The sequence below is a fragment of the Clostridium sp. FS41 genome, assembly GCF_000954015.1.
Taxonomy (GTDB): domain Bacteria; phylum Bacillota; class Clostridia; order Lachnospirales; family Lachnospiraceae; genus Enterocloster; species Enterocloster citroniae.
Genome location: NZ_JYHN01000069.1, coordinates 362044 through 375412 on the forward strand (window position 1 = coordinate 362044; position 13369 = coordinate 375412).

At 50.9% G+C, this 13369-nt stretch carries 11 protein-coding genes; 3 read left to right on the top strand and 8 right to left on the bottom strand.

The genetic code is table 11. The features are described 5' to 3' along the window. Nucleotides 1-65: 65 nt before the first annotated feature. The 6 genes from CLFS41_RS23160 to CLFS41_RS23185 all read right to left on the bottom strand — a co-directional run bounded on the left by CLFS41_RS23160 (nucleotide 66) and on the right by CLFS41_RS23185 (nucleotide 6321). Nucleotides 66-263, bottom strand: coding sequence for a hypothetical protein (locus CLFS41_RS23160; RefSeq protein WP_045093584.1), 198 nt, complete (start codon nucleotides 261-263; stop codon nucleotides 66-68). Between the two features lie 128 nt (nucleotides 264-391). Next, entirely contained in the window at nucleotides 392-2383 is a 1992-nt protein-coding gene (locus CLFS41_RS23165) for a DUF4118 domain-containing protein (RefSeq protein ID WP_007865920.1), read from the bottom strand. 418 nt (nucleotides 2384-2801) lie between these two features. Then, a complete protein-coding gene (locus tag CLFS41_RS23170; RefSeq protein ID WP_007865917.1) occupies nucleotides 2802-3563 on the bottom strand; it encodes a sulfite exporter TauE/SafE family protein in 762 nt (253 codons plus the stop codon). A gap of 70 nt (nucleotides 3564-3633) precedes the next feature. Further along, the gene (locus CLFS41_RS23175; protein WP_007865915.1) at nucleotides 3634-4944 is read right to left on the bottom strand and encodes an amidohydrolase family protein; all 1311 of its coding nucleotides are present in this window, start codon (nucleotides 4942-4944) and stop codon (nucleotides 3634-3636) included. A 70-nt stretch (nucleotides 4945-5014) separates the two neighbouring features. Then, nucleotides 5015-5461, bottom strand: coding sequence for a hypothetical protein (locus tag CLFS41_RS23180; protein WP_007865912.1), 447 nt, complete (start codon nucleotides 5459-5461; stop codon nucleotides 5015-5017). Continuing rightward, a complete protein-coding gene (locus CLFS41_RS23185) occupies nucleotides 5458-6321 on the bottom strand; it encodes a DUF3100 domain-containing protein (protein ID WP_045093585.1) in 864 nt (287 codons plus the stop codon). The genes CLFS41_RS23180 and CLFS41_RS23185 overlap by 4 nt, the downstream gene beginning before the upstream one ends. A gap of 260 nt (nucleotides 6322-6581) precedes the next feature. Between CLFS41_RS23185 and CLFS41_RS23190 the strand changes: the two genes are divergently transcribed. The 3 genes from CLFS41_RS23190 to CLFS41_RS23200 all read left to right on the top strand — a co-directional run bounded on the left by CLFS41_RS23190 (nucleotide 6582) and on the right by CLFS41_RS23200 (nucleotide 10378). Next, the gene (locus CLFS41_RS23190; protein ID WP_045093586.1) at nucleotides 6582-7289 is read left to right on the top strand and encodes a Crp/Fnr family transcriptional regulator; all 708 of its coding nucleotides are present in this window, start codon (nucleotides 6582-6584) and stop codon (nucleotides 7287-7289) included. 93 nt (nucleotides 7290-7382) lie between these two features. Beyond that, the gene (gene gyrB / locus CLFS41_RS23195) at nucleotides 7383-9350 is read left to right on the top strand and encodes a DNA topoisomerase (ATP-hydrolyzing) subunit B (protein WP_045093587.1); all 1968 of its coding nucleotides are present in this window, start codon (nucleotides 7383-7385) and stop codon (nucleotides 9348-9350) included. A gap of 83 nt (nucleotides 9351-9433) precedes the next feature. Then, nucleotides 9434-10378 (top strand): LysR family transcriptional regulator, encoded by a 945-nt coding sequence (locus CLFS41_RS23200; RefSeq protein ID WP_040416899.1) that lies wholly within the window; start codon nucleotides 9434-9436, stop codon nucleotides 10376-10378. Between the two features lie 19 nt (nucleotides 10379-10397). On the opposite strand, the gene CLFS41_RS23205 is transcribed toward CLFS41_RS23200, so the two are convergent. Both CLFS41_RS23205 and xylB read right to left on the bottom strand, forming a co-directional pair. Further along, a complete protein-coding gene (locus CLFS41_RS23205) occupies nucleotides 10398-11870 on the bottom strand; it encodes a family 43 glycosylhydrolase (protein WP_045093588.1) in 1473 nt (490 codons plus the stop codon). 15 nt (nucleotides 11871-11885) lie between these two features. Continuing rightward, nucleotides 11886-13364 (bottom strand): xylulokinase, encoded by a 1479-nt coding sequence (gene xylB, locus CLFS41_RS23210; protein ID WP_007865896.1) that lies wholly within the window; start codon nucleotides 13362-13364, stop codon nucleotides 11886-11888. Nucleotides 13365-13369 lie beyond the last annotated feature (5 nt).

Genomic DNA, 13369 nt, shown 5'->3' on the forward strand with positions numbered 1-13369 from the left:
ATTATCCCAGTTCTTTTTCAGTCCCCGTTCCAGTCTCCATTTCGTTCCCGTTTCAGTTCCTGCCATCACATGACCCCAAACAGTTTATAAAACAGCCAGATGACTGAACCTCCCGCCATGGCGATGGATCCCACCACGCAGATCATGGATATTGCCGCAGCCAGCTGAATGCACACACTGGAAAACAGCGGAAAACGCTGACAGAAACAATCTATTTTATGTTCCAAAGGACCCTTGAGTTTTAAGAGCAGTTTAGCAGCCATTTCAGATTCCTCCTTGTTCTAACTTAAGGATACTGCATATGGCCGTAAAGATTCCATGCATCACTTGGAACATCACATAAATTAAGTGCAAATACGTTTCCCGGCCGACAGGGGCGCGCACCCTTTGTCTACCGAGGGCATCCTTCCTTCATATCTCCCAGCCTGTAGGATGTCTCCTCGGCAATGATATTAAGCACATTTTTGTCATTGGGCTGAATGGTATCCCCTCCCTTCATTTCCACTCCAATCACCGCATACACCCTATCGTCCTTGTACACAGGCGTATAGCGGGCCTGGGCTCCGGGAAGGGTATCCGTTGTTGCTCCCGCCTTATGCCGGTTCTTATAGACCCAGAAGGCAACCGCTGCCTCACTCTGCTGTTTAAACAGGGATGTGAGCCTTGCCGAATCCTCATTCTCCGAAGCAGGATATATCTTCATCCTGTCCGTCCTGCCCTCCCTGGTATCATAGATCACTATGTTGCGCTTTAACAGATTACGCACCAAGGTTCCGCATATATCCAATATTTCCTCCCCGGTGGAGCCTTTACGGAGGTTACGGTTAATATCAAAGAGAATCTGCATATACCTGGACTCCGCCTCCCCCTTTGCAGCTTCCCGCTTCAGCCTGGACGCCATGGAACTGGTCACCAGGGCACAGACCAGCATGGCCGCAAAGGTAAATGGATAGATGGACGCATCCGCCTGTAGGGTGTAACGTGGCTCGGTAAAAAAGAAATTAAACAGCAGCACCGATGCCACCGATGCCAGAAGACCGCACCACCCCGCCCTGGTAAGGTAAGCGGACAGCATGGTGCCCATCATATAGATCATGGCCGCATTGATGATTCCCAGCTGGTAATGATCCAAAATAAGGGACATGGCGGTACAAAACGCCATGACCAATGCGGTTTTTAAAAGATCTGACCCTACTCTGCGTTTTTGCTCTGTTCCCCCATTTCGTTTGCGTTCCCTTGCCGAGGCATCAGGAATCACATAAATATCCATGTTGGGGACCGCCTTGATCAGACGGTCGATCAGCGTGGGCTTTGCAAATATACTGTGGCGCGTCCTCACAGTCCTCCCTATGACGATCTTGGAAATGCCGTTCTGCCTGGCATAGGAGGCCACCTGTTCCACAATATCATCCCCGTACAGCGTGATCACATTGGCCCTGAACTGCTTTGCCAGGTTTATATTGGCCTCCATGCTCCGGCTTATCCTGACATGTTCCTTTTTTAGGTGTTCTGTCTCCACCAGGACCGCGGTAAAGTCTGCATGAAAGGCACTGGCCATCCGGGCAGCTGTCCTGATCACCTTTGCATTGGTGGGCGAGGGCGACAGGCAGACCAGCACGTGCTCCCCTGTAAAATAATCCTTTCCGGCCGCGTCCCGCTCCCTGATCACCTCCCGGTTTACCCGGTCCGCCGTGCGCCTTAAGGCAATCTCACGAAGGGCGGACAGGTTTTGTGCTGTAAAGAAACTGATGCTTGCCCGGTCAGCCTGCTCCCTGTGGTATATCTTTCCCTCCTCCAGGCGCTGGCGCAGTTCCTCGGGTCCAATATCCACAAGCTCCACCTGGGCCGCATTGTCAAAGACCCGGTCCGGTATGCGCTCATTGACCCGGACATGGGTAATGGAGGCCACAATATCGTGCAGGCTCTCCAGATGCTGGACATTGACCGTGGTATACACATTGATCCCCGCGTCCAGAAGTTCCGTCACGTCCTGATACCGCTTTTTATGCCGGCATCCCTGGGCGTTGGTATGGGCCAGCTCATCCACCAGCACCAGGTCAGGATGCCGGATCAAAACCCCGTCCAGGTCGAATTCCCGCAGGGTTATGCCTTTATATTCCACATATTTTGGAGTCAGCAGCTCCAGCCCATCCAAAAGGGCCAGGGTATCCGGCCTGTCATGTGGTTCAATGTAGCCCACCACCACATCCCTTCCTCCTGCCTTTTCCTGGCGCGCAGCTTCCAGCATGGCAAATGTTTTCCCCACGCCGGCCGCATACCCGAAAAATATCTTCAGTTTTCCCCTGCCTTTGTTATTGCTGTCCGGGAAATTCTGCCTGAGCAGAAGCTCCGGGTCAGGCCTGCCGTCCCATTCCTTTTCCATTTGGGTCCCTCCTTACATCGATCTGCCTCCCGGCGGGCATCCGGTCCGCATCCAGGCCATTCTAAGTCCTTTACATATACAATATCACCTTTTTTCAGTTCTGTGGATTTAACCTGGATCATTTTATCTTTTTGACCTGGTAAAGGTATCTTTAGGGCCATGGTATCCCGGCGCCGCATCCCCGACACTCTTACTAAGTTTTTTGTTCTGTTTCTATAAAATATCAGACATACATATTAAAAAGCCATAAGTCATTTTCCGTTTCATATAAAAATCCTATAAATACCAGGCGCGTCACAGCGCACCTGCGGAGGCTGCCCTGCCGGGGACGGCGCAAACACAAAAAACAGGAGCGATCTGCTCCTGTCTGGTTGTAGGCAAATTCTTATCTGGGATATGGCCATATCCGTGATGAAATTCACAATAACTGGGAAGATAGTTTCCATATGGCAATCAATATGGAAAATACTGCGATTCCTTTTTTTAAAACAACCTGATTGATCCTGACCGCATTCCTGCTGCCGTAGACCACCCCCACTGCGTGGAACACCAGGGCTGCCGCCATCACAGGCAAAAGGGATTTTATATTGCACTGCATCATATAACCGATACAGGCAGGTATACCGATAAACACGGAATTAAACAGGGACACGCCCACAGCCGTCCTTATGCCGATTCCCAGGACCACCAGAAGGGGCATGACCAAAACCGGACCGCCGGCCCCGGACAGGGCGCAGATGGCGCCTGTAACAAAGCCTAATACCAATGTGGCTGCCAGGTGTTCTGAGATCACATAGCCCGTTTTCCCGTCTTTTGCCTTTTTATCCTTTCTCAGGAGAATGGAGATGCCGGATAAGAGCACCACCATATACAGAAGGATCTTCACCACGGATTCCGGAATGACCAGATTCAGCTTCACTCCCAGGATGGCTCCCACAAGGCTTCCCAGACTCAGGCGGATCCCAAAGGGGATATCCAGGTTTCCTGCCCTGTTATAGTTTACCGAGCCCAGGGCTCCCGACACAATAAAGGCCGCAAAGCTTAATGCCAGCCCCTCTGTCACTCCCATGGCCAGCGGCCCTGTGTACACAATGGGCAGTAAAAAACCCGCCACTCCCGTCAATCCTACAAATGCGCCTACCACCAGGTTCGCTGCCACAACAATCAGCCAAAATCCCATGACCCAGTTAACCTCCTTGCTCTCTCCTCTGCCGGCGCCAAAGGTCACCGGCTGTTATTTCCATAATGATTTATACGTCCAAAGACTCCATATATTTTCTTGATTCGTACAGGATCCGCTCTTCATCCAGGGATAAGACCTCCCTGTCCTTCATGAGGATCCTTCCGTTTACGATCATATCCCACACATCCCCTGCGTTGACACATTCCAGCAGGGTATGGATCACATTGCCGGTGGGGATGAGATGGGGCTGATCCAAATTAATGCCTATGATATCTGCTTTATAACCCGGTTCCAGCCGTCCAAGACTGCCCTCCTCATCCAGCGCCGCCGCGCCGCCCTCCAGCACGATCCTGAGTATGGTTTCAGCCGGCATCACTTTTGGATTTCCGTTTGGCACTCCGTGATAAATGTTCATGACAGAGCGGAATATCTTCATTTCATTCCACAGGCTCAGCCCTCCGTGGGCCGCGCCGTCCGTACCCAGCCCCACCGGGATGCCCATTTCCAACAGCTGGGGTGTATCCGGCACCGCCTTGCCGCAGTTGCTGAAGGGGCAGTGGCATGTCTTTACCCCCCGCTCCATCACCAGGGTCTTTTCCTGCTCGGAAAGGATCAGGCTGTGGGCGCCCAGGAAATTAGGCCCCAGCACCTGCATTTTTTCCAGGTATTCATAAGGGCGCATACCCTCCCGGTTCATAATGCCGTTTATTTCCCCCATATACTCATTCATATGAGCCTGAAGCATGGTCCCCCGCTCCCTTGCATGGGCTGCCTCCAGTTCCACCAGACGGTTGGAACAGGAATTCAAGGCCCTGAGGGAATAGTATACCTTCAGGTTATCCCTGCCGTGGAACCTGTCGTACAGGGAATCGGTGCGGCGCACCGCCTCGTCCGCGTCCATGGCAATGGAATCCGGCAGCCCTTCCTCATCCATGGTGGAGTAGGACAGCGCCCCTCTCAGCCCGCTCCGGCCGTAGACATCTGCTGCGTCCTCCATATAGTAGCTGCCTGCATCGATGAATCCGGCCGTTCCGCATTTGATCATCTCAAGGGCTGCCGCCTGGGCGCTAAGACGCATTTTCCCGGGCGTCAGAGTGCTCTCAAAGGGAAGCATGATCCTGGTCCAGATAATGGGCTTTGCATCCAGCACCTGTCCCTTTAACAGCTGCTGCCCGGTGTGCATATGGCTGTCAATAAGCCCGGGCATAAACAGTTTTCCCTTTCCGCACAAAGTCTCGGCCGCCTGGTACATTTTCCCCAGATCCGGCCCCACTTCCAGAATCCTGCCATCTGAAACAGCAATATCCGCATGTCTGCTTATAACATCAGATTTTATCAACACAGTGCTGTCTTTTATCAACAAATCACATGTCTGCATTCTATTCTCTCCTCATATCATTTCTATGGCATCCTATTACATTTTCCGGTGACATGATGTTCGTACAACATCAGATCACGCCTGCCAGGGTCAGCAGCATCTGGTCCCAGAGACAGGATCCCAGAAATGTTCCCGTCATAACAAAGATTCCCACGATCAGGATCTTCCAGCCCTGGCTGATAAATGTCTTTAACTGGTCGCTGATGGCCAGACCGGCAAAGGCGCCCACCATGGTAAAGGGAGCTGTAAAATTAATGTTGGCCGCTGCCTGGATCACAAATTCCCTCACCGGTGAAATAGGCGAAGCGCTTAAAAGTCCGATGATGGAGCAGTAGGCCACAATGGGAAGCTTCAGGGGAAGGACCTTGGTAAGGACCACCGCCACCATGGAAATCACAATAAGCACCACCAGACCCGGGATGGAATCACCAAATCCCACACCGTAACCGATCAAATTGGCAAGACCTGTTCCGCACGCTGCTATGACAAACAATACAAGCCATTCTATGTATCTCATACCGTCCCCTCCTTTATTTCCTTGCTCTTAAGTGCAAACCTCCCCAGTTTTGGCTCCAGTATCCGGTAAAGCTTATCCGTCATGGGGATGGCAATCAGCATTGTGATATACATACCCGTAATTCCCGCAATGGTCTCCCCCACACTGGCCATGGCTGAGATAGTCTCGGCCCAGGAAGGATAGATGGCGCACAGGCTTGCACTGGAGCTTGCCATCATAATGCCGGCCCACACACCGGATGCCAGCCCCAGAGCCTGGGGATGGAACCAACCTGTCATGCCGATTACGGAAGCCATAAGTCCAAAGTAAATGGTTCCCACCATTCCGCCAACAATGTAGATAGACAGGCTGCCTCTGGCCTCGGCCGAATCAGGACCATAAATATTGTTAACCAGCGCCATGTGATACTCCCTGTTAATGGAATGACATGCTCCGATGGCCTCCCGCTTCATTCCCAGGAGAATGGCAATGGGCAGTGCCAGCAGCGGGCCTAACAGGTTGCCGAACCCGTGGAGCAAAAGCACCGGGCCTGACTGAAGGATGGTATCGATATTTGCCCCTGCCGTGATCCCCAGCTTTGCGATAAAGGGGCAGATGCCCACAACCACCAGTTTGGAGGCTGCCTTCACCTGCTTGCTGTTTACGATCTTAAGCACCTGAGGACCGCTTAACACCCCCAGTATAATGGCATAAAAAATCGGAAACAGGATAAACATCCCTTTTCCCACCGGGATCTTCACCTGACCAATATTATCCGCGATCAGGATAAATACAAATGCCAGGGCGAAAATCTTCCATTCCACTGCAAACCGTTCCTTCAGAGAACCATACACATATGTTTCTTTTTTCTTGCCGCTCATAAGAGCCCCTCCTTTCCAGCCGGCTTTTTTTCACCCCGCCGGCTGTTACAATCACCTTGTATTGAGTATTTTAGCCAAAACGCCTTTCTAAAAAAAGGACAAATGAGCACTTTTAACGAAAATTTGCATTGATTTTAAAATTTCCCTGATGTTATACTAATAGGTGTCCCTGTCCGCTGTGACCGGGAGCGCTGTATGGAAGCGGAGTGACTAAATAGTGTGCTCTCGGGAGTACACAATAAGGAATTGAGGGAATACCAATGACACTGACCCAATTGGAGGAACAGGTTCCTGCCTTGAAGGAATACACGAAAAATATGCCTGAGGATATACGAAACCGGTGTACGGTGAGGACCCATCCGGCAGGTTCCATCATACATCAAAAGGATATGGAATTGGGATATTTTGGAATTGTCGTCCTGGGCGAGAACCGCGTGATCAATGAATTTGAAAATGGAAATGTATACATGATAGAGGGCAACAAGGCCATTGACTTTATCGGCGAGGTAACCATACTTGCCCGGATGGAACGGACCTCGGTGACAATCGAGGCGGTAACCGACAATGTGGTCGCCTATATCAGCCGCAGGGATGCGGAGCGCTGGCTGGCAGAAGACATGAACATCCTGCGCCTCACTGCCAGGCACACGGCATTTAAGCTCTACCGCTCCTCCTATAATAACGGGGCCAAACTCTTTTATCCGCCCTCCTACCTTCTCCTGGATTATATGGTCCGCTATGGAAGGCAGAACGGCATGGACAGCGTCCATCCCCCAAAGGCCATCACCGTGGGACGCACCCGCCAGATGCTCCAGGAGGAGATCGGCGTCAATGTAAAGACCCTGAACCGGACCATCCGGCAGTTAAAGGAGGAGGGGTTCTTTGATCTCTGCAAAGGAAAACTCACCTTTTCAAAAGAACAGTACCGGGCAGCCATGGATTGGCTGGAGGCAGCCAAAGACAAGTGATGATTCCTGCTATTTAATCGCGGGAATTCAGCGGATGTTTGAGCCTGCATTTTGATATAATGGCAATATTCTACGTTTCAGGAGTGTTGCCAAATGAACTTAAATCCGGATATAACAGAAGACAATACAGATTACGGGGCCGCCCAGATACAAATCCTGGAAGGACTGGAAGCAGTGCGCAAGCGTCCCAGCATGTACATCGGCAGTACCACGTCCCAGGGCCTTCACCACATGGTATATGAGATCGTGGACAATGCAGTGGACGAAGCCCTTGCCGGGCACTGCACCAGGATCGAGGTGTCCCTGAATGAGGACGGCTCCGTAACCGTCCGGGACAACGGACGGGGCATCCCCGCCGGTGTCCAGAAAAAGACCGGCCTTTCAGCCATACAGGTGGTGTTCACCGTCCTCCACGCAGGAGGCAAATTCGATAACAGCAGCTATAAAGTATCTGGAGGCCTCCACGGTGTTGGGGCCTCTGTTGTCAATGCCCTCTCGCGCCGTCTGGAAGTGCAGGTGGACCAGGACGGATATTCCTATGTGCAAAGCTATGCCCGTGGCGTTCCCCTGGACCAGGTCCATATCCTGTGTCCCTGCGCCGGCCAAGAACACGGAACCACCGTTACCTTCTGGCCTGACGGGGAAATATTTCCGGACTGCAGCTTTGACTTTCGGACATTGATGCTCCACCTGCAGGAAACCGCCTTTCTTACCAGCGGACTTGAAATTATTCTCTATGACAGGACCTGTGCCGATGACGCCGGCTCCAATGTCTGTTGTTTCCGCTATCAGAACGGCCTTCGGGACTTTATCAGTTTTATGAATGACGGCCAGCCCGCGCTGTATTCCGATATTCTGTACGGTCAGTGGGGAACAGAGGACATACAGGCTGAATTTGCCTTGATCTATAATACATCCTATGAAGAAAAGCTCTTAAGCTTTGCCAACAATATATCCACGCCGGAAGGCGGCACCCATGTAAGCGGTTTTAGACAGGCCCTTACCCGTGCGGTCAATGAATATGCCAGGAAACAGGGATTGTTAAAGGAATGTGATTCCTCCCTCTCCAGGGATGAACTGTCTGAGGGCATGGTGGCCATTGTCAGCGTCCGTTTAAAGGATCCGCAGTTTGAGGGACAGACTAAGCAAAAGCTGGGCAGCAGCTCCGCCAGGCCGGTGGTGGACCGCCTGGTATACGAAAAGGTCACCCTGTTCCTGGAACAGAACCCCCAGGCAGCCAAGGCCATCCTGAACAAAGCAGTCCTGGCAAAAAAAGCCAGGGCAGCTGCCAGAAGCGCCAGGGATCTGGCCCGCCGCAAAACAGCCCTGGCCGGTCTCGCCCTTCCCGGCAAGCTGGCCGACTGCTCAGGCCGTGATCCCAGGGAGTGCGAACTTTTTATTGTGGAAGGGGACTCCGCAGGCGGCTCCGCCAAAATGGCCCGCTGCCGTGAGAACCAGGCGGTGCTCCCCCTTCGCGGCAAGATCCTGAACGTGGAAAAGACTTCCCTGGACAAGGTCTGCGCCAATGCGGAAATCAAGGCCATGATATCCGCATTCGGGACAGGGATCATGGACAGCTTTTCCCTGGAAGGGCTGCGTTACCACAAGATCATACTGATGACCGATGCGGATGTGGACGGAGCCCACATCACCACCCTGCTGCTCACCTTCCTGTTCCGCTATATGCCAAAACTGATCGAGGCCGGGCACGTCTATCTTGCCCAGCCCCCGCTGTACCGGGTAGAAAAAGGAAAGAAACTCTGGTATGCTTACAGTGACATCGAGCTTGCCCGGATACTGGATGACATAGGCAGGGACGGCACCAATAAGATCCAGCGCTATAAAGGACTGGGGGAAATGGACGCCAAGCAGCTATGGGAAACCACCATGGATCCCATGCACCGCACCCTGCTGCGTGTAAGCCCTGAGGAAGGCGCCGGTGCATCGGACCCTGCCAGCGAGACCAGCCGTATGTTCAGTATCCTTATGGGTGATGATGTGGAACCCAGAAAAAACTATATCCTGGAACACGCACAGTATACCACCATGCTGGATGTATAAGTGTAAAGGTGTAAAAAGCCGGCAGCATTGCGGGCAAACAGCCAAAAAGCACTGCGGCCGGCGATCAGAAAGGGGAATTTATCTTGAACCGTGAAGACTTGCAGCTATTCATGACCATACTGGAGGAAAATAATCTCATAAAGGCAGCCGAACTCCTGTACATGTCCCCTTCCACGGCAGGGTCAAGACTGAGGGCCATGGAGGAAGAACTGGGATTTGAGCTTTTTGAGCGCAGGCGGGGCGTTAAGACAGCGCTTCCAACGCCCAAAGGCCAGGAATTCTCCAGGCTTTCAGCCCAGATGCTGGCCCTGTGGAACGAAGCGGACCAGATCCGCCACCACTGTGAATCACCCTTCCTCACCATTGCCACCGTGGACAGTTTTCTGGATCACAATCTGACCCCCCTTTACAGGGAGCTGGTATCAGCCCACGGATTTTCCCTGGACATCAAATGCTATCCCGCCGACATGATCTACTCCCTGGTGAGCAGCAAACAGGCTGACATCGGCTTTGCCCTTTACCATACCAGCTGTCCCCATGTGGACGTGGTTCCCATTATGGAAGATGACATGGTGCTGGTCGTGCCAAAAGGACAGCCCGCATTTCGCGAAAGCAGTGAAAACCATGCCCCGGTCCACCCGTCCTCCCTTGCGCCGGATAAGGAACTGCTTACAGGATCCCGGTTCAACAGCAATATGGGATGGGGACCGGAATTCAGGCTGTGGCATGACCGTTACATCAATCCCCAGGCCCGCCCTCTTGTAACTGCCTCCAGCATTTCCATTCTCACCGGATTTCTGGAAGCAGGGGATTACTGGACCATCATGCCCTCCACCACCGCCAACGGCCTTAAGGAGCAGTATCCCATCTCCATACTGCCCCTTTCTCCCCCTCCGCCGGGACGCACCCTGTATATGCTGACCCATGAATCCCCCTCCCGCATATCCTCCGGCAATACGGAGCTTTTTACCCGGTACCTCAGGGAATACCTGAAAATGCATAATTCTGAGGGGTGTTTGATGGAGTAGAATGTGATAAAATCAATATTTATTTTGTAAAAGCCAGATTGTGGTATTCCACGCTGCAGTCCTGTGCAAAAACCCCAATCTTATACGGCATTTCCGTATAACTCCTGTACGAGAATGCAATGGTGTCCCCCACAAATATTTCGATCAGATCATTGCACATAACCACTTTTACATTAATATAATCTCCAGGTTTAAATGGAAACGGCTTTTCACAAACCCTGGGACCATCCACCTCCGGCGGTATAATGGGCTTTCCGGAAAGTGTAGACCAGAAGGGATCCAAAGGTGCAGGCAGTTTATTCAGGGATACCTGCTGATTTGCAATATTAAATGCCAGCAGATAACCATTGTCCAGATCCTCATCCGTCTTTATGGACAGGCCAAAATAATCAGCCGGGTCCGTTGCCTTGATAACGCACTCCATCATAAATTCAGGTTCATCAATATCAAAGTAACCATAGGATAAGGTGCCTGCGGAATTTACCTCCAGGGACGTATCACCATACTCCTTGATATTACCAAGCTTTGGCATGAATTTATAAGGAATTTTAGTGCCCTTAAAAGCCCTGCACACTTCCTTTGGCATAACCACCCTTAAGTTTCCGTCTTCCATGGGGATCACTTCATGAGGAATACCGAAGTCTCCGCCGGTCTGCCACAGGTCCTGGTCTGTTCCGTTTTCTCTTTCATGGATCCAGGCAAAGTAAAACCGTCTCCCATTGTCATCCACAAGAGACTTGGCTGCATAAAAGCGGCGTCCGTCAATCCCGTCAAATTTAGGCGTTCTCCATGGCCCATAAGGGGATTTGGAAACCCGGTACAGGGTCTGAGCCCTTTCAGAAAACCTGGAGTAAACCAGATACCAGTAATTACCCATTTTGTACATCTCAGGACACTCCGGGCAGTTGGTGTGATATGGCTCATATATAGGTCCTCGGTGTTCAAAATGTACCAGATCTTTTGTTGTATACAGTACAACCACCCCTCGCCTGTTAGACGGGCCGCTGTTTTTTCTGGCCGCGATCAGCATCCAATAGCATCCGTCATCTTCATTATAAAAAATATACGGATCCCTCCAGTCAATACTTTCATAATATCGGGTATCCGGCACAATGTACGGACTCTTCTCATCCTTGACCCATGTTATGGAATCATCACTGGTTGCATGGCAGATGGTCTGCGGAAACTGGGCGTTGATATGATAACCCGTATAGAAAATATGATATTTATGATCCGCATATAGAACAGAACCGGTCCAGCATCCGTCCGCATCAATGGCCGGCTCCTCCCCCGGCAGTAAAACCGGGGGCAGTTCTTCCCAATTCACCAGATCCTTTGAAATCACATGCTGCCAGGTATTTCTGGTACGTTCCGGATATCTCACCGTATTGGCAGGCACGGATAAAAAGAACAGGTGGTATGTGCCATCATGATAAAAGGGAATAGAGTCCCCACAGGATAATCCGCTGCTCAATCTTCTGAAAACCTTCATAATTTCCTCCTCATCCTACATCATAATTTTTGTGCTATTGTATAACTCATGATAACGTTTAAAACTCTCCCTGTATATCCGGCAGTTTTCCGGATCAGGCTCATATATTGTATTGCTGAACGTGACAAAACGCCTGCTGGCTGATTCTATATCCTTTAACACACCTGTACCTATACCCGCGAGCATACAGGCTCCCAGACACGCCTGCTCCTTGACGTTACAAACCTTAATCTGTTTTTCAAAGATATCAGCCTGCATTTGCAGCAGAAGATTGCTCACAGAACCTCCGCCCGAAGCTATTACCAAATTGCTTCGTATGCCCATGTCTTCCAGTAAATCAAGCGAATCCTTTAAGCTATATATAATTCCTTCCATTACCGCCCTGATCATATGCCGCTTATCATGCTCCAGCTTAAATCCATATATGACACCTTTTGCATGGGCATTCATGATCGGAGTCCTTTCTCCGGACAGATAAGGAAGATATATGATTCCATCACTTCCCGGAGCTATCTGGGATGCCAGTTCATTACACTGTTCAAAATCATCGATTTCCAATATCTGGTTTGTCAGCCACTTTAATGATAAACCGCAGCTAAGGGTTGCGCCAAACACAGTATATGCATGGTTTAATGCATGACAGAACGTGTGAGTCCGAAGCTGCCTATCATATATGTCTTTATCTGCATAAGTGGAAATCTGTCCTCCGGTCCCTATATTAGAAACAATGCAGCCTTCACCAATTACTCCGTTTCCAATGCTTTGGGCCATCTGATCCCCACAGCCGAATACAACGGGAATCCCCTCCTGCAGTCCACAAAGTACGGCGCTTTCTGAAGTCACCATCCCTGCGATCTCCGTTGATTCGTGACAGTCTGCAAATATATGTTCCGGAATTCCAAACCGTCTGATAACCGCCCAGGCCCATTCCCTCTGCCCTACGTCAAACATAGCCGTAGCAGACGCATCACTCACATCAGTGCCAATATAACCGGTCAGCTTATACCTGATATAATCCTTTGGCTGCATGATCTTAGAAATCTGGCCATACAGATCAGGCTCATGCTTTTTTATCCACAGAAGGGAAGGAAATGCAAAACCAGGATAAATACGGTTATGAAGTATCTGCTTTTTTTCATCCTCCGTCATGCCCTGATTTATTTCTTCCACCTCTTCACAGGAGCGCTGATCCAGCCAGATGATTGCCGGGCGCAGGATATTTCCCTGTTTGTCAACAGTTACAAGTCCATGCATCTGACCGGACAATCCTATTCCCCTGATCTGGCCAAACGCCTCCTGATACTTTTTCTTCAGACGGCTACACAGTTCTATGGTCGCATTCCACCAATGGTCAGGGTTTTGTTCTGCACAATTGGCTGCAGGAATTTCCACATCATATTTTTGGGATTCAATTCCTATTACTCCCCTTTCCGTATCCAAAAGCATGGCCTTAATACTGGATGTTCCCAGGTCAATACCTAATAATGTCTGCATGTGAT